The following is a 15,634-nucleotide window of genomic DNA, read 5'->3' as shown; positions in this document are numbered from 1 at the left end:
CGTCGAGGGTGCGGTGCTCGGGCGCGACGACATCCTCGCCTCATTCCGGGGGGGTGCCCCCGTGGGACGAGTACCACCTGCACGAGCCGGCCGTCATCCGCCTCGGCGATCGCGCCGGCATGCTCGTCTACCGCGCGGTCGCCCGCCGCGGCGACGAGACGGTGAACCTCCGCATGTCGACGACGTACCTCATCGAAGACGGTGCCTGGCGGGTCGCCGCGCACCAGCAGACGCCGGCCTGAGGGACCCCGAGCGCCGACACTGCTCGGCAGGCGGAGCAGCGGTGCCGAGGCCAGGCGGTGCCGAGGTCAGTCGGTGCCGAGGTCGAACGCCGCGGCTTCGTTCGCGGCATCCGTGGCGGCCTCGAGGTCGGTCTCGACCTCGCCCGCGCTGATCTCGGCGGCCTCGCCCTGCGCCAGGTCGCCCACGAGCTTCGCGGTCTCGCCGCCGACGATGCCCTGCCTCGCGTACTGCTCGAGGCGAGCGCGCGAGTCGGCGATGTCGAGGTTGCGCATGGTCAGCTGGCCGATGCGGTCGAGCGGGCCGAACGCCGCGTCGCCCACGCGCTCCATCGAGAGCTTGTCGGGGTGGTAGCTGAGGGCGGGGCCACGGGTGTCGAGGATCGTGTAGTCGTCGCCGCGGCGCAGGCGCAGGGTCACCTCGCCGGTGACCGCCGAGCCGACCCACTTCTGCAGCGACTCGCGCAGCATGAGCGACTGGGGGTCGAGCCAGCGGCCCTCGTACATGAGGCGACCGAGACGGCGGCCCTCCTGGTGGTAGCTGGCCACGGTGTCTTCGTTGTGGATGGCGTTGAGCAGTCGCTCGTAGGCGATGTGCAGCAGCGCCATGCCGGGCGCCTCGTAGATGCCGCGGCTCTTCGCCTCGATGATGCGGTTCTCGATCTGGTCGGAGACGCCGAGGCCGTGACGGCCGCCGATCGCGTTCGCCTCGAGCACGAGGGCGACGGCATCGGTGTACTCGGTGCCGTTGATCGTGACCGGACGGCCGGCTTCGAAGCCGATCGTGACGACCTCGGGGGCGATCTCGACGTCGTCGCGCCATGACGGCACGCCCATGATGGGTTCGACGATCTCGACGCCCGCGTCGAGGTGCTCGAGGGTCTTCGCCTCGTGCGTGGCGCCCCAGATGTTCGCGTCGGTGGAGTACGCCTTCTCGGCGGAGGCGCGGTACGGGAAGCCGCGGGCCACCATCCACTCGCTCATCTCGGTGCGCCCGCCGAGCTCGGTGACGAACGCCTCGTCGAGCCACGGCTTGTAGATGCGAAGGCGCGGGTTGGCGAGCAGGCCGTAGCGGTAGAACCGCTCGATGTCGTTGCCCTTGTAGGTGGAACCGTCGCCCCAGATCTCGACGTCGTCATCGCGCATCGCGCGAACGAGCAGGGTGCCGGTGACGGCACGGCCGAGCGGGGTCGTGTTGAAGTAGGTTTTGCCGCCGGAGCGGATGTGGAAGGCGCCGGTGGCGAGGGCCACGAGCCCTTCTTCGACGAGCGCTGCACGGCAGTCGACGAGTCGGGCGACTTCGGCGCCGTACTCCTTCGCGCGGTCGGGCACGGCCTCGACATCGGGCTCGTCGGGCTGGCCGAGGTCTGCGGTGTAGGTGCAGGGCACCGCGCCCTTCTCACGCATCCACGCGACGGCGACCGACGTGTCGAGCCCCCCGGAGAAGGCGATGCCGACGCGTTCGCCGACGGGGAGGCTGGTCAGGACTTTCGACATGCCCTCCAGCCTACTTGGCGGTGCGACCGTGTTTCGCGGCCTCCCGGGCCTCGAACCGCACCCGCGATAAGGTTGAGTGTGACTGCAGACCAATCGACATCGGAGCCCGAGGCGTCCCTCGCCGACGAACCCGAGGTGCGGCAGGCGCTCGCCGAGGGCGATCGTGCGTCCGTCTCGGCGATCGTGGCGGAGCATCCGTCGTCACCGCTCGCGTGGACCGAACTCGCCGACCTCGCCGACTCCGAGGGTCGCACGATCGAGTCCTACGCCTTCGCGTCCGTCGCGGCCGATCTCGCCCGCGAACAACTCACCGCCGCCGGCTGGCAGCCGGGCGACCTCGTGTCGTGGTCCGCCGAGCCCAACCGCGCCTTCCTGCGCGCCCTCGACACGCAGCGCCGGGCTGCCGAGAGCCTCGGCCTCGACGAGCGCGCCGCCCGCTTGGCCGACGAACTCGCGACCGCCGATCCCGAGGCACCGGCGCGCATCGCCTCGGAGTTCACGCCGACCCAGTTGATCACGATCGTCGGCGGTGCTGCGATGCTGTTCGCGCCCGCGGCATCCGCCGAGGCGATCGTCGGCGACCCGATTGCAGAACCCGCCGCGATCGACGCGGCGGCAGGAGAGGACTGACATGCCCGCAGCCGTACTGATCGGTGCACAGTGGGGCGACGAGGGCAAGGGCAAGGCGACCGACCTGCTCGGCTCGCGCCTCGATTACGTCGTCAAGTTCAACGGCGGCAACAACGCCGGGCACACCGTCGTCATCGGCGACGAGAAGTACGCCCTGCACCTGCTGCCGTCGGGCATCCTCACCCCGGGCGTGACGCCCGTCATCGCCAACGGCGTCGTCGTCGACATCGAGGTGCTCTTCGAAGAACTCGAGGCGCTCGAGGTTCGCGGCGTCGATGTCTCCAAGCTCCGCATCTCGGCGAACGCCCATCTCATCACCCAGTACCACCGCACGCTCGACAAGGTCACCGAGCGCTTCCTCGGCAAGCGCCAGATCGGCACCACCGGCCGCGGCATCGGCCCCGCGTACGCCGACAAGATCAACCGTGTCGGCATCCGCATGCAAGACCTCTTCGACGAGAACATCCTGCGGCAGAAGGTCGAGGGCGCCCTCGACCAGAAGAACCACTTGCTCGTGAAGGTCTACAACCGTCGCGCGATCGGCGTCGACGAGGTCGTCGAAGAGCTGCTCGGCTACGTCGAACGCCTGCGGCCGATGGTCGCCGACACCTCGCTGCTGCTGCACCGCGCGCTCGACGCCGGCGAGACGGTGCTCTTCGAGGGCGGCCAGGCCACGATGCTCGACGTCGACCACGGCACCTACCCCTTCGTCACCTCGTCGAACGCGACGAGCGGCGGGGCGATCACCGGTTCGGGCATCGCGCCGAACCGCATCGACCGGGTCATCGCCGTGGTGAAGGCGTACACGACCCGCGTCGGCGCCGGTCCGTTCCCGACCGAGCTGTTCGACGAGTGGGGCGACTTCCTGACCGAGGCCGGCCACGAGTTCGGCACCACGACCGGGCGCAAGCGCCGCACGGGCTGGTACGACGCTCCGATCGCCCGGTACGCCGCACGCATCAACGGGGTCACCGACTTCGTGCTCACGAAGCTCGACGTGCTCACGGGCATCGAGCGCATCCCCGTGGCCGTCGCCTACGAGGTCGACGGTGAACGCGTCGACGAGGTGCCCGTCTCCCAGTCCGACTTCCACCACGCGAAGCCGATCTACGAGGAGTTCCCCGGCTGGACCGAAGACATCTCGGGGGCCCGCTCGTTCGACGAGCTGCCCGCGAACGCGCAGTCGTACGTGCGCGAACTCGAGGCGATGAGCGGCTCGCGCATCTCGGCGATCGGCGTCGGCCCCGGCCGCGACGAGATCGTCACCCTGCACGACCTGCTCGGCTGAGGCTCGTCAGCTCCAGCGCACATGCGAAGGGGGCGGATGTCGCGACAACGCGACATCCGCCCCCTTCGGAGTTCTGGGACTACTTCTCGGTGCCGATGGCGCCGTCGATGTGGTCGCGAACCGCGTCGATCTTGTCGGCGTGTTCGCCGGCGACCTTCTTGGCAGCGTCGGAGACGCCGTCGAGCACCTTGTCGCTGATGTCTTCGGCCTGTTCGCTGTCGAGCACCTCAGCGATCTTGTCCTTGTTTTCCTCGATGAAGTCCTTGGCCTGGTTGGTCAGATCGTCGAGAGCGCCCATGGCTCCGCCTTTCGTTTCGAAGGAGTCGTGCTCTCGTCATCGTAGGGCCGGCGCACCCCGGGGGGAAGGGCTGCAGGCGCTCGACGACCTGCTCGTCGTCCACTCGTCATGTGCGCGCCACCGAGCCGTGCGAGGCTTGAGCGGTGACCGCGACTCGACCCTCCGACGACGAACTCGTCGGCCGCTTCATCCGCCTCAGCCCGTTCACGCACGGCGATATCCCCGAGCTGTATCGTGCGCTCGGGCATCCGGCGGTGTTCGCCGGCGGCTATGGCGGCGGGCCTGCAGGGCTTCCTGCCGACGAGGCGGCGTTCGAGGTGTTCGCCCGGTCGTACTACTCGGGCGGCGAGACCGCGATGCCGTGGACGCTGCGGCTGCGCGGTGGCGCAGACGACGGCCGGGTGGTCGGAGCCACGAAGCTCGCCGACCTCGACCTGCACAACGAATCGGCGCACATCGGATGGACCGCGTACGACCCCGGAGTGTGGGGCTCCGCCGTGAATCCCGAGGCGAAGCTCCTGCTGCTCGATCTCGCGTTCCGCAACGGCTTCGGCCGGGTGAAGATCCAGGCCGACGCGAACAACGCGCGGTCGCGAGCGGCGATCGAGAAGCTCGGCGCTCGTCTCGACGGCGTCATGCGCCGCGATATGCGGCGTGCCGACGGCAGCTGGCGCGACAGTGCCGTGTACTCCGTCATCATCGATGACTGGCCCGCGGTGCAGGCGGGTCTCGAAGGTCGCCTGGCGGCCTGGGGCGACAAGCCGGTCGAGGTGCGCGAGGAGCGGCCCGTCGAGCATGGCGACGACCAGCGCCGAGGCTGACGAGGCGGGTCAGCCCCAGAGCTCCGACGCACCGTCGATGATCGCCGCGGTTCCGCCGACGTAGGCGATCACGATGACCGCGATGCGCGCCGCTCGATGCGGAATGCGCCGGTGCAGCAGCTCGCCGAGCGCGAGGCCGACGAGCAATGCTCCGATGACGAACGGCCACGCGCCCGGCTCGAGCTCGGGCAGTGCCCACCCTGTCGCACCGAGCTTGCCGATAAGCGATGCGACGCCGATCACGACGAAGTACGGCTGGGCGGTCGCCGCGAACGCCGCTTGCGGCCAGCGGGTCGAGACCGCGTAGACGCTGAGGGCCGGTCCGCCGACGCCGGCTGAGGCGTTCATGAATCCGGATGCCGCGCCGGCGACGATCGCCGGGGTGCGACCGGTCGCGACGCGCTCGGTGCGCGTGACGATGAGCGAGACGGTGAGCGCGACGACCACGAGTACGCCGACGCCGAGCTGCAGCACGGGTCCAGGCAGGTACGCGGCGACGAACGCTCCCGCGATGGTGCCCGCGAGGGCGGGCACGACGAGCCAGCCGAACCTGCCCCATTCGATGTGCCCCCACACGCGCGGCAGGATGAGCAGCGACGAGAGCACTGCGCACAGATTCACGAGCACGACGCCGTCGAACGGCCCGAGCAGGATGACGAGCGCCGGGGCGGCGATGAGGGCGAAGCCCATGCCCGTGATGCGCTGCGCCAGCGCGCCGGCGAGCACGGAGAGGACGACCGGCAGGAGCACCGGGCGAGTCTATCGGCGGTCCCGCTGGCCCGCGGGGTCGTCGGCCACCGGGAAGGAGGACACGTGAACGGCGATCCGGCGAACGCCTGCCGGTCACTGCACCGGTGGTCGTTCGGGCACGTGTAGTCGGGTGAGGAACGCGTCGGCTCCGCGCGGAATGCGGTGCCGGTCGGCGCGGGAGACGAGCACCGTCACGGCGATCGCGATGGGCACCGTCCACGCCGCGGGCTGCTCGAGGAAGGGGCGAAGCGCCGGGGCGGCGGCGGAGAACAGCGGGCCGCCGAGGATGGCGGCGCCCGAGAGCACCGCCCCCGCGACCATGCCGGCGATCGCGCCGCGAGCGGTGAGGCCGCGCCACCAGATGCCGAGGATCAGCATGGGGCAGAGCGTCGACGCGGTGAAGGCGAAGACGAGCCCGACGCTGCCCGCGAGACCCGCCGACTCCGTGGTGAGCGCGACGAGCAGCGGGATGAGCGATGAGGCGATCGCCGCGATGCGGAAGCCCCGCACGCTGCCGCCGAGCAGGTCTTGGCTGATGACGCCCGCGAGCGAGACGACGAGTCCCGACGAGGTCGAGAGGAACGCGGCGAACGCGCCGGCGATCACGAGTGCGGTGAGCAGCTCGCCTCCGAGACCGGGCACGAGCCGGCCGGGCAGCAGCAGGATCAGCGCGTCCGCTTCGCCGGATGCCGCGAGCTCGGGTGCGAACGCGCGGCCGAGGAGCCCGAACGCCGTCGGGAACAGGTAGAACACCGAGAGCAGCACGAGCACGATCACCGTCGTGCGGCGCGCGGCGACGCCGTCGGGGTTCGTGTAGAAGCGTACGAGCACGTGCGGCAGCCCGAGGGTGCCGAGGAGCAACGCCACCATCAGCGAGACCGTGCGGTAGACGTCGAGCTCGGCGGGGCCGGCAGCCGGCGGGAACGCCTCGGCGGACGTGAGCTGCGGTGCCGGCTCCCCGCCGCCGACGACGAGCAGCAATGCGACCACCGGTACCGCGAGCGCCGTGAGCTTCAGCCAGAACTGGAACGCCTGCACGAAGGTGATCGATCGCATGCCGCCCGCCGCGACGATGACCCCGACGATCACCGCCACGGCGACCGAGCCGACCCACGCCGGCAGGCCCGTGGTGATGCGCACCGTGAGCGCTGCGCCCTGCAGCTGCGGCACGATGTAGAACCAGCCGACGACGATCACGAGCGTCGACGTCACGCGGCGCGCCCAGGTCGACTCGAGACGCGCCTCGGTGAAGTCGGGGATCGTGTACGCCCCGGAGCGGCGGAGCGGCGCCGCCACGAAGAGCAGGAGCATGAGGTACCCGGCCGTGTAGCCGATCGGGAACCACAGTCCGCCGGAGCCCTGCAGCAGGATGAGCCCGGCGATGCCGAGGAACGATGCCGCCGAGAGGTACTCGCCACCGATCGCCGAGGCGTTCCACCACGGCCGCACGGTGCGCGAGGCGACGTAGAAGTCGCTCGTCGTGCGGGAGACGCGCAGTCCGTAGAAGCCGATCAGCGCCGAGGCGAGCGCCACCGCGGCGATCGCGGTGTAGCCGATGACGGGGTTCACTCGGCCTCCGTGAGCGAGCGATAGCGTGCCTCGTTGCGGCTCGCGGCGCGCACGTAGAGCCCGCCGACGGTGATCGTCAGCGGGTAGACGCCGACGCCGAGCAGCAGCCACGACACCGGCACCCCGAACACGAATGCGTCGTCGAGGCCGGGTACGAGCGCGATCGCGAACGCGAAGATCGCCGTCGCGACGATGAATCCGACCGCGAACACGATCGCGAGGCGCAACTGCGAGCGGATCAGCGAGCGCACGTAGACGCCGGCGATGTCGCTCGTCGGTGCCCCAGCGCCCTGCTGCGGCAACGGGCGAGCGGATGCCCCGGCGCCGCCCGCGCGCGGAGCCGTGACACGCACCCGAGGCGGCGGCCCCGCGGCATCCGCTCGCTCGTTGGGCGGCTCGTGCATCTCAGGCCCTCGGCCGGATCATCGCCTGGTCGAGCCGCTCGCGGAGGGCCGGCAGCAGCCGCCGGCTCACCGGCAGCTCCGCCTGGCCGACCGTGACGCTCGGGTGGTCGGAGCCGAGCCGGAGCCGGCTGAGATGCGCGAGCGACACGAGGTACGAACGGTGCACGCGAACGAAACCGGCATCCGCCCACTGTCGCTCGAGGTCGCTCAACGGCACCCGCACGAGATAGCTCGCCTCTTCGGTGTGCAAGCGCGCGTAGTCGCCCTGCGCCTGCACGTAGCGCACGTCGTCGCGGCGGATCATGCGGGTCGTGCCGCCGAGCGTGACGGCGATCAGCTCGGGAGCAGCGGATGCCTCGGCGGCGACGTGGCTCGACTGGCCGGCCTTCAGCGCCTCGACGATACGACCGATCGACCGGTGCAACCGCTCGGTGCGCACGGGCTTCAGCAGGTAGTCGACCGCCGCGAGGTCGAAGGCCTCGATCGCACCCTCTTCGTCGGCGGTGACGAAGACGAGCACCGGGCGATGCTCGAAGCGGGCCAGCGCGCGGGCGAGGTCGAAGCCGGTGAGGCCCGGCATGTGGATGTCGAGGAAGGCCGCATCGACCGGCTCCCGCGTGAGCAGGCGGATCGCCTCCGCGCCGGAGGATGCCTGGTGGATCACGCCGACGCGCGGGTCCTGCCCCAGCAGGAAGGCGAGCTCGTCGATCGCTGGCTGCTCGTCATCGGCGATGAGCACGGAGATCATGGCTCAAGTCTCCCATCGGGGCTCGCGGTGGGGGAGGCGCGTCTCGGCCCGGCCTTCGGCACGCGCATGCGCACGAGCGTGCCGGCGCCGACGTTCGTCTCGACGACGAGGCCGTGCTCGTCGCCGTAGACCTGCCGGAGGCGCGCATCGACGTTGCGGAGGCCCACGTGCTCGCCGCTCGCCGCGCTGCCCGCGAGCACCGCGGCGAGCGTCTCGGGGTCGATGCCGACACCGTCGTCCTCGACGCTGATCTCGGCGAACGCGCCGGAGTCCGCCGCCTCGATCGTGATCGTGCCGCCGCCCTCCTTCGATTCGAGCCCGTGCCGCACGGCGTTCTCGACGAGCGGCTGGATCGACAGGAACGGCACCACTGTCGAGAGCACCTCCGGCGCAATCTGCAGGGTCACCTTCAGGCGCTCGCCGAAGCGGGCGCGCTCGAGCCGCAGGTAGCTGTCGATCGAGCGCAGCTCTTCGGCGACCGTCGTGAAGTCGCCGTGCCGGCGGAACGAGTACCGGGTGAAATCGGCGAACTCGAGCACGAGTTCGCGCGCCTGCGCGGGGTCGGTGTTGATGAACGAGGCGATGGCGTTCAGCGAGTTGTAGATGAAGTGCGGGCTGATCTGCGCGCGGAGCGCCCGCACCTCTGCCTCGGCGAGGGCGGCTCTGGATGCATCGAGCTCGCCGAGCTCGATCTGGGCGGCGACCCACGCGGCGACCTCACCCGTCGCGCGCACGAGCCCGGCCCGCACGGGCGAGGCGAATGCGACGATCGCGCCGAGGGGGCTCGTGCCGAGCGGCCCGGCGCCGCCGAGGATCGGTGCGACGACGGCGTCCGTCTCCCAGGCGCCGACCGGGATGCGGCGCTGCACCTGCTGGCGGCCGCTCGCGAGTGCGGCCGCGGCCAGACGCTCGGCGACCGGCCGCACGGCGTCGTCTCCATCGATCGCGATCATGCCCGAACGGTCGACGATCGCGAGGCTCTCGCAGCCGAGGAGCGCACGCAGGTGCTTGCCCGCACGCAGGGCGTCGAGCTCGTCGATGCCGCCGCGCAGGTGCTCGGCCGCACGCGACGCGAGGTGCAGCGTCTGGTAGGTCGCCTGCTCGGCGTCGGTGCCGAGTTCTTTCGAGGCGAGCACGATGCGCCGCAGGAACAGCACGAGTCCGACCGCGAGCGCTCCGCCGGCCACGCCGAGGGCGGCGGCGAGCAGCATCGACTCGGGCATGCACGACAGCGTAACCCCTCGATTCGCGTCGCTCGCTCGTCGTCGCCGACCCGCCGCTCGTCGCACGGTGGGCGCCGTTCGGCGACGACGAACGGCGCAGGCCCCACGCTGCGCGCCCGGAGCGCGAGAGTGGGCCGACCGAACATCCGATGCGGCGGGCGATCCGTTCGCCGCGACCCCCCGAAGGAGACGCGATGGGCAACGACGCCCTGAGCGCGGAGACCGAGACGGCCCCGGCCGTCGACTACCGCGCGGTGCAACAATCCGAAGAGTTCCAGCGCCTGCGCTCGAAGCACCGGAGGTTCGTCTTCCCCGTGCTCGGCGCCTGCCTCGTCTGGTACCTCGCCTACGTGCTGCTGGCCGGCTACGCGCACGACTTCATGTCGACGCCGGTGTTCGGCAGCGTCAACGTGGCCATCCTGCTCGGCCTCGCCCAGGTCGTCACGACCTTCGCCGTGACCATGTGGTACGTCAGCTACGCCAACCGTGAACTCGACCCGATCGCCGCGAACCTCCGTGACGAGATCGAGTCCGGGACATCCGTCACCGCCTTCCCGGCCGCGACCCGATCGGAGGGTGACCGCTGATGCTGCACCTCGAAGCCGCCCCCGCCACCTCGCCGGGTGAGCCCTGGCTCAACATCGCCATCTTCGGCGCGTTCGTCGCGATCACGATGATCATCGTGTTCCGGGCGAGCCGCAACAACAAGACCGCCGCCGACTACTACGCCGCCGGACGCTCGTTCACGGGCGGCCAGAACGGCTCGGCCATCGCCGGCGACTACCTCTCGGCGGCGTCGTTCCTCGGCATCGTCGGGGCGATCGCGATCACCGGCTACGACGGGTTCCTCTACTCGATCGGCTTCCTCGTGGCCTGGCTCGTCGCACTGCTGCTCGTCGCAGAGCTGCTGCGCAACACCGGCAAGTTCACGATGGCCGACGTGCTCTCGTTCCGGCTGAAGCAGAAGCCCGTGCGCATCGCCGCGGCCACGACGACGCTCGTCGTCTGCTTCTTCTACCTGCTCGCCCAGATGGCCGGCGCCGGCGGACTCGTCTCGCTGCTGCTCGGCGTCGGCGACCAGCTCGGCCAGGCGCTCGTCATCACCGTCGTCGGCGCCCTCATGATCCTGTACGTGCTCATCGGCGGCATGAAGGGCACCACCTGGGTGCAGATCATCAAGGCGGTGCTGCTCATCGCCGGCGCCGGCGTGATGACCGTCTGGGTGCTCGCGATCAACGGCTTCAACTTCTCGACCCTGCTCGACAACGCGGTCGCGGTCGCCGGCAACCCCGAGATCCTGAACCCGGGCATCAAGTACGGGGTGTCGGATGTCGCGAAGGTCGACTTCCTCTCGCTCGGCCTCGCCCTCGTGCTCGGCACCGCGGCCCTGCCGCACGTGCTCATGCGCTTCTACACGGTGCCCACGGCGAAGGAGGCGCGAAAGTCGGTCGTCTGGGCGATCTGGCTGATCGGCATCTTCTACGTGTTCACGCTCGTGCTCGGCTACGGCGCGGCGGCCCTCGTGGGCGCCGACGTCATCGCGGCAGCGCCCGGCGGCCCGAACTCGGCGGCTCCGCTGCTCGCGTTCGAGCTCGGCGGCCCGGTGCTGCTCGGCCTCATCTCGGCGATCGCGTTCGCGACGATCCTCGCGGTCGTCGCCGGCCTCACGATCACGGCCGCTGCCTCCTTCGCCCACGACATCTACGCGAGCGTCGTGAAGAAGGGCAAGCCCGAGGCGGGCGCCGAGGTCAAGGTCGCACGTCGCACCGTCGTCATCATCGGCGTCGTCGCGATCATCGGCGGCATCGGGGCGAACGGGCAGAACGTCGCGTTCCTCGTGGCGCTCGCGTTCGCGGTCGCGGCGTCGGCGAACCTGCCGACGATCGTCTACTCGCTGTTCTGGAAGCGCTTCACCACGCAGGGCGCCCTCTGGAGCATGTACGGCGGTCTCGCGTCGGCGATCATCCTGATCATCTTCTCGCCGGTCGTCTCGGGCTCCGTGACGTCGATGCTGAAGACGGAAGACATCAACTTCGCGATCTTCCCGCTGTCCAACCCGGGCATCGTCTCGATTCCGCTGGCGTTCTTCCTCGGCTGGCTCGGCACGGTGCTCGACAAGAAGAAGGAGGACCCGCTGAAGCAGTCCGAGATGGAGGTGCGCTCGCTCACCGGCGTCGGTGCCGAGAAGGCCTCCAGCCACTGAGAATTCCCGGCGGCGGGCGTCCCTCCCGTCGTCGGGAACCCACTTCGACCCGGCGGCATCGCCTGCCCTGCCGGGTCGAATGAACCGAGAGGGGCGGATGCCGCGGCATCCGCCCCTCTTGTCGTCGGTCGAATCTGCCGGTCGAGTAGCGACGCAGGAGCGTATCGAGACCCGCGGTGCTACATGTTGATCATGTGGCCGGCGAGGCCGTGGAACGCCTCCTGCAACGCCTCGGAGAGCGTCGGGTGCGTGTGCACGTTGCGCCCCAGCTCGAGGGCGCCCAGATCCCACTTCTGCGCGAGCGTCAGCTCGGGCAGCAGCTCCGAGACATCCGGACCGATGAGATGCCCGCCGAGCAGCTCGAGGTGCTTCGCGTCGGCGATGAGCTTGACGAAGCCGGTCGGCTCGCCGAGCCCGTGCGCCTTCGCGTTCGCCGAGAAGGGGAAGGTCGAGACCTTCACGTCGTAGCCCTCGTCGCGCGCCTGCTGTTCGGTGAGGCCGAAGCTCGCGACCTGCGGCGAGCAGAACGTGGCGCGGGGCATCATGCGGTAGTCGCCGAGCGACATCGTCTCGGCACCGCCGATGGTCTCGGCCGCCACGATCCCCATGGCCTCGGCGACGTGGGCGAGCATGAGCTTCGCGGTGACATCGCCGATGGCGAAGATGTGCGGCACGTTCGTGCGCATGAACTCGTCGATGCCGATCGCGCCGCGGTCGGTGAGCTCGACACCGGTGGCCTCGAGGCCGAACCCCTCGGTGTTCGGAGCGAAGCCCACGGCCATCAGCACGCGTTCGACCTCGAGCGAGCCCGGCTGCCCGTCGGCACCGGTGTATGCCACGGTGACCGACGTGCCGTTGTCGGTGACCGTCTCGACCTTCGTCGACGTGAGGATCGGGATGCCGAGCTTGCGGTACTGCTTCGTGATCTCTTTCGAGACGTCGATGTCTTCGTTGGGCAGCGCCTGGTCGAGGAACTCGATGATGGTCACCTCGACGCCGTAGTTGCGCACGATGTAGGCGAACTCCATGCCGATCGCGCCCGCGCCGATGACCGCGATCGAGCGCGGCAGGTCGCGGTCCATGATCTGCGTGTCGTACGTCACGACGTTCTTCGAGAGCTCGACGCCGGGCAGGAGCTTCACACGCGAGCCGGTCGCGACGATCGCGTGGTCGAACGTGAGGGTCTCGGTCGACCCGTCGGCCTTCGCGACGTCGATCGTGTTCGCGTCGCGGAACGTGCCGCGACCGTCGACCTCGGTGATCTGGTTCTTCTTCATCAGGTAGTGCACGCCCTTGACGCGCCCGTTGGCGACCTGGCGGCTGCGCTCGTAGGCGACGCCGTAGTCGAAGCTCACCTCGCCCGACATGCCGAAGGTCGCGGCCTGGGTGTGGAAGATGTGGGCGAGCTCCGCATTTCGGAGCAGCGCCTTCGAGGGGATGCACCCGATGTTCAGGCACACCCCGCCCCAGTACTTCTGCTCGATCACGGCCACGCGGAGACCGAGCTGGGCGGCGCGCACTGCAGCGACGTAGCCGCCCGGGCCCGCGCCGAGAACGACGACATCGAAATGGGTGGTCATATCGTCAGCCTAGCTAGTGTCCATCGGAGCGAGACGGCGTCGAAGGGCCACCCGGTCAGGTGAGCGGCAGCTCGTTTGTTCGGTTGCGGTCCGGGAGGAGCAGCTGAGCTGATTCCGAGCTCGAACGCGGACACGGTGGTGGCTCCGGCCAGGGACGGCGCGCCTGCGGCGAGGGCGAAGCAATCGCATCGGTCAACGCGTGGAACCGAATCAGGATGTGACTGCGCGACTGATTGTCGGTAGCTTCGCTGAAGGATGAAGCCGCCGCTCTTGACCGAGTCAAAGGAATGTGGATGCCCACCATCACCATCATCGTGATCAGCATCACGGTCCTCATGAACATGGTGATCGTGGTCGGGGACATCATGCGTGCGAAGTTCGTGGTCGCGAACTCCAGAGAAGTCGGAGTACCCGACCGCTGGCTGCCAGCCCTCGCCGCCCTCAAGGGAGCCGGCGCGGCCGGGCTTGTCGTCGGTGTTGCAGGCCTTCTTCCGATCGGAATAGTGGCCGCCTTCGGTCTCTCCGTGTTCTACCTCAGTGCGCTCATCGCGCATCTTCGCGCGCGCGTCCTCCACAGCATCGCGTTCCCGGCACTCTTCTTCGCGTTCGCGCTCGGGTCACTTGCGCTTCTCTTGGGGGCGCTTTGACGCGAACACTCGGCCGCTATGGTCGGCGAAGTCGATGAGATCACTCAAACCACGACCGCTTGCTGCACGTAAGCGGCTCCTCTGGGCCGGATTCATCTCAGTGCTGCCGTATATCTCGATCAAAACGTACTGGGCTCTGGGCGGTAGGGCGGGTCTGCCGAGCGGATTCGACATGGCGCTTGAGTTCGAGAAGAACGGTGCTCCTGACCTGGTGGTTTGGATGGAGCGACACGGCATCGACTTCACGGTCGCCCTTGCGCTGGCTGGCGTGGGCCTGCTGGCGGTGTTGTCGGGCCCCCGAAGCCCGCGCGTCCCGCGCCTTCTGCTGCTCATCCCGGCCTGGATGGGAGCGCTGTTCTTTGTCCCGTACGGCCTACTCACTGCGGTAGCGGCCGTTTCCGGCGGTGCCGGCGAGCAGGGGCAGCTCACTGGATGGCTCACAGTCGCCGCCGTCTTGACGTTCTGCGGCCTCGGCACTTGCCTCGGAATCTGCGCCTGGTTGGAACACCGAACCATCGCTCCAGAAGATCGCTCCCGCCGGCGGGATCAAACGCCGTCACGACGGAGTTGAGTTCTTCACGAGATGCGGTGGACAACGCCTCGCTTCATCGATAGGTCCGAGGCGAGGGGCATCCGATGCCGTCACTGCCGTTCTTCGGCGGGTTCCGGACACGCACCTCGGCGGCCGTATCGGGGCGTCGGTGGCCGGGCATACGCTCGAGCAGTGAGCACCAGTACCGCACCGAACCGCGCGGCCGCGGCATCCGTCTCGTCGCAGCCGTCGAGGCTTTCGACGTGGGTGCAGTTCCTCGCCATGGGCATCGTGTGGGGCGCGAGTTTCCTCTTCATGAAGGTCGCACTCGAAGGAGTGGGTTTCACGCAGGTCGCGTGGTCGCGGCTCGTGCTCGGCGGTCTCACGCTCGGCATCATCGTGCTCGTCATGCGACCGCGTGTGATGTCGCCATCGGGGGAGCGGGGCCCGGTGCTGCCGCGCCGGCCCGTCGTGTGGCTGCATTTCACGGTCATCGCGATCAGCGGATGCGTCGTGCCCCACATGCTCTTCGCCTGGGCCGAACTGCACGTCTCGTCGAGCCTCGCCTCGATCTACAACGCCGTCACCCCGATCACGACGGCGCTCATGGCGACCCTCGCATTCCGGGTCGAGCGACTCGTGGCGGCGCAGTGGGCCGGCGTGGTCGTCGGCATCGTCGGGGTGCTCGTCATCATCGGTCCGTGGCAGTACGCCGCGCTGACGGGGAGCCTGCTCGGACAGCTCGCGTGCCTCGGCGCAGCGGTCTGCTACGGCTTCACCTTCGGGTACACGCGCAAGTTCCTGAGCACCAGGCCGATCGCGCCGGCGACGTTCGCCTTCCTGAACATCGGCATCGCGGGCGCGATCATGCTCGTGCTGACGCCCGTGATCGCCTGGCAGCCCGTGCAGCTCGACCTTGCGATCGTCGGCTCGCTTCTCGCTCTCGGCGTGCTCGGCACGGGGCTCGCCTACATCTGGAACATCAACGTGCTGCGCGCGTGGGGGCCGACCAACGCGTCGACCGTCACGTACGTCACGCCGGTCGTCGGCGTCGCGCTTGGCGTGCTGTTGCTCGGCGAGCGTTTCTCGTGGCATGAGCCGGTCGGCGCGGTGCTCGTGCTGCTCGGCATCCTGCTCGCGCAGGGCCGCCTGCGCCTGCCGCGCCGCACGTCGGTCGAGTAGCGACGCAGGAGCGTATCGAGACC

The 15,634-nt window shown here is 69.5% G+C and carries 17 protein-coding genes; 9 read left to right on the top strand and 8 right to left on the bottom strand.

Going from position 1 to position 15,634, the window contains the following annotated elements; genetic code table 11:
• Window positions 1-53 precede the first annotated feature (53 nt).
• A complete protein-coding gene (locus tag AC6CH0_RS03645; RefSeq protein ID WP_498098330.1) occupies window positions 54-242 on the top strand; it encodes a hypothetical protein in 189 nt (62 codons plus the stop codon).
• Window positions 243-308: 66 nt separating this feature from the next.
• Here the strand turns inward: AC6CH0_RS03645 and argG are convergent, their stop codons facing one another.
• The gene (argG, locus tag AC6CH0_RS03640; protein ID WP_498098329.1) at window positions 309-1,736 is read right to left on the bottom strand and encodes an argininosuccinate synthase; all 1,428 of its coding nucleotides are present in this window, start codon (window positions 1,734-1,736) and stop codon (window positions 309-311) included.
• Window positions 1,737-1,814: 78 nt separating this feature from the next.
• Here argG and AC6CH0_RS03635 point away from each other — a divergent pair, with 78 nt between their 5' ends.
• Both AC6CH0_RS03635 and AC6CH0_RS03630 read left to right on the top strand, forming a co-directional pair.
• Window positions 1,815-2,366, top strand: coding sequence for a DUF3151 family protein (locus tag AC6CH0_RS03635; RefSeq protein WP_498098328.1), 552 nt, complete (start codon window positions 1,815-1,817; stop codon window positions 2,364-2,366).
• Between the two features lies 1 nt (window position 2,367).
• Entirely contained in the window at window positions 2,368-3,654 is a 1,287-nt protein-coding gene (locus tag AC6CH0_RS03630; protein WP_498098327.1) for an adenylosuccinate synthase, read from the top strand.
• 79 nt (window positions 3,655-3,733) lie between these two features.
• Here AC6CH0_RS03630 and AC6CH0_RS03625 read toward each other — a convergent pair whose 3' ends face one another.
• Window positions 3,734-3,952 (bottom strand): hypothetical protein, encoded by a 219-nt coding sequence (locus AC6CH0_RS03625; protein ID WP_498098326.1) that lies wholly within the window; start codon window positions 3,950-3,952, stop codon window positions 3,734-3,736.
• 143 nt (window positions 3,953-4,095) lie between these two features.
• Here AC6CH0_RS03625 and AC6CH0_RS03620 point away from each other — a divergent pair, with 143 nt between their 5' ends.
• Complete coding sequence (locus tag AC6CH0_RS03620; RefSeq protein WP_498098325.1) at window positions 4,096-4,773, top strand: GNAT family N-acetyltransferase; 678 nt, start codon at window positions 4,096-4,098, stop codon at window positions 4,771-4,773.
• Window positions 4,774-4,782: 9 nt separating this feature from the next.
• Here AC6CH0_RS03620 and AC6CH0_RS03615 read toward each other — a convergent pair whose 3' ends face one another.
• The 5 genes from AC6CH0_RS03615 to AC6CH0_RS03595 form a co-directional block, all read right to left on the bottom strand.
• Complete coding sequence (locus tag AC6CH0_RS03615; RefSeq protein WP_498098324.1) at window positions 4,783-5,523, bottom strand: TSUP family transporter; 741 nt, start codon at window positions 5,521-5,523, stop codon at window positions 4,783-4,785.
• Between the two features lie 93 nt (window positions 5,524-5,616).
• Window positions 5,617-7,092 (bottom strand): sodium/solute symporter, encoded by a 1,476-nt coding sequence (locus AC6CH0_RS03610; RefSeq protein ID WP_498098323.1) that lies wholly within the window; start codon window positions 7,090-7,092, stop codon window positions 5,617-5,619.
• The gene (locus AC6CH0_RS03605) at window positions 7,089-7,496 is read right to left on the bottom strand and encodes a DUF485 domain-containing protein (RefSeq protein ID WP_498098322.1); all 408 of its coding nucleotides are present in this window, start codon (window positions 7,494-7,496) and stop codon (window positions 7,089-7,091) included. Before AC6CH0_RS03605 ends, AC6CH0_RS03610 begins: the two co-directional genes overlap by 4 nt.
• 1 nt (window position 7,497) lies before the next feature.
• Complete coding sequence (locus AC6CH0_RS03600) at window positions 7,498-8,244, bottom strand: LytR/AlgR family response regulator transcription factor (RefSeq protein ID WP_498098321.1); 747 nt, start codon at window positions 8,242-8,244, stop codon at window positions 7,498-7,500.
• On the bottom strand, window positions 8,241-9,467 hold the full coding sequence (locus tag AC6CH0_RS03595; RefSeq protein ID WP_498098320.1) for a sensor histidine kinase: 1,227 nt from the start codon (window positions 9,465-9,467) through the stop codon (window positions 8,241-8,243). Before AC6CH0_RS03595 ends, AC6CH0_RS03600 begins: the two co-directional genes overlap by 4 nt.
• A gap of 194 nt (window positions 9,468-9,661) precedes the next feature.
• Between AC6CH0_RS03595 and AC6CH0_RS03590 the strand changes: the two genes are divergently transcribed.
• On the top strand, window positions 9,662-10,054 hold the full coding sequence (locus AC6CH0_RS03590) for a DUF485 domain-containing protein (protein WP_498098319.1): 393 nt from the start codon (window positions 9,662-9,664) through the stop codon (window positions 10,052-10,054).
• Window positions 10,054-11,670, top strand: a complete 1,617-nt coding sequence (locus tag AC6CH0_RS03585) for a monocarboxylic acid transporter (RefSeq protein WP_498098318.1) — start codon at window positions 10,054-10,056, stop codon at window positions 11,668-11,670. Before AC6CH0_RS03590 ends, AC6CH0_RS03585 begins: the two co-directional genes overlap by 1 nt.
• Before the next feature lie 179 nt (window positions 11,671-11,849).
• On the opposite strand, the gene lpdA is transcribed toward AC6CH0_RS03585, so the two are convergent.
• Window positions 11,850-13,250, bottom strand: a complete 1,401-nt coding sequence (gene lpdA, locus AC6CH0_RS03580) for a dihydrolipoyl dehydrogenase (protein ID WP_498098317.1) — start codon at window positions 13,248-13,250, stop codon at window positions 11,850-11,852.
• 293 nt (window positions 13,251-13,543) lie between these two features.
• Here lpdA and AC6CH0_RS03575 point away from each other — a divergent pair, with 293 nt between their 5' ends.
• The 3 genes from AC6CH0_RS03575 (at window position 13,544) to AC6CH0_RS03565 (ending at window position 15,611) form a co-directional block, all read left to right on the top strand.
• On the top strand, window positions 13,544-13,897 hold the full coding sequence (locus tag AC6CH0_RS03575; RefSeq protein ID WP_498098316.1) for a DoxX family protein: 354 nt from the start codon (window positions 13,544-13,546) through the stop codon (window positions 13,895-13,897).
• Between the two features lie 172 nt (window positions 13,898-14,069).
• Window positions 14,070-14,468 (top strand): hypothetical protein, encoded by a 399-nt coding sequence (locus AC6CH0_RS03570; RefSeq protein WP_498098315.1) that lies wholly within the window; start codon window positions 14,070-14,072, stop codon window positions 14,466-14,468.
• A gap of 243 nt (window positions 14,469-14,711) precedes the next feature.
• Window positions 14,712-15,611, top strand: a complete 900-nt coding sequence (locus tag AC6CH0_RS03565) for a DMT family transporter (RefSeq protein WP_498101008.1) — start codon at window positions 14,712-14,714, stop codon at window positions 15,609-15,611.
• Window positions 15,612-15,634: the final 23 nt, after the last annotated feature.

It is taken from the genome of Agromyces sp. GQ35, assembly GCF_059758475.1.
Note: the sequence above shows the minus strand (reverse complement) of the source record. Positions and strands in the feature narration are given on the sequence as shown.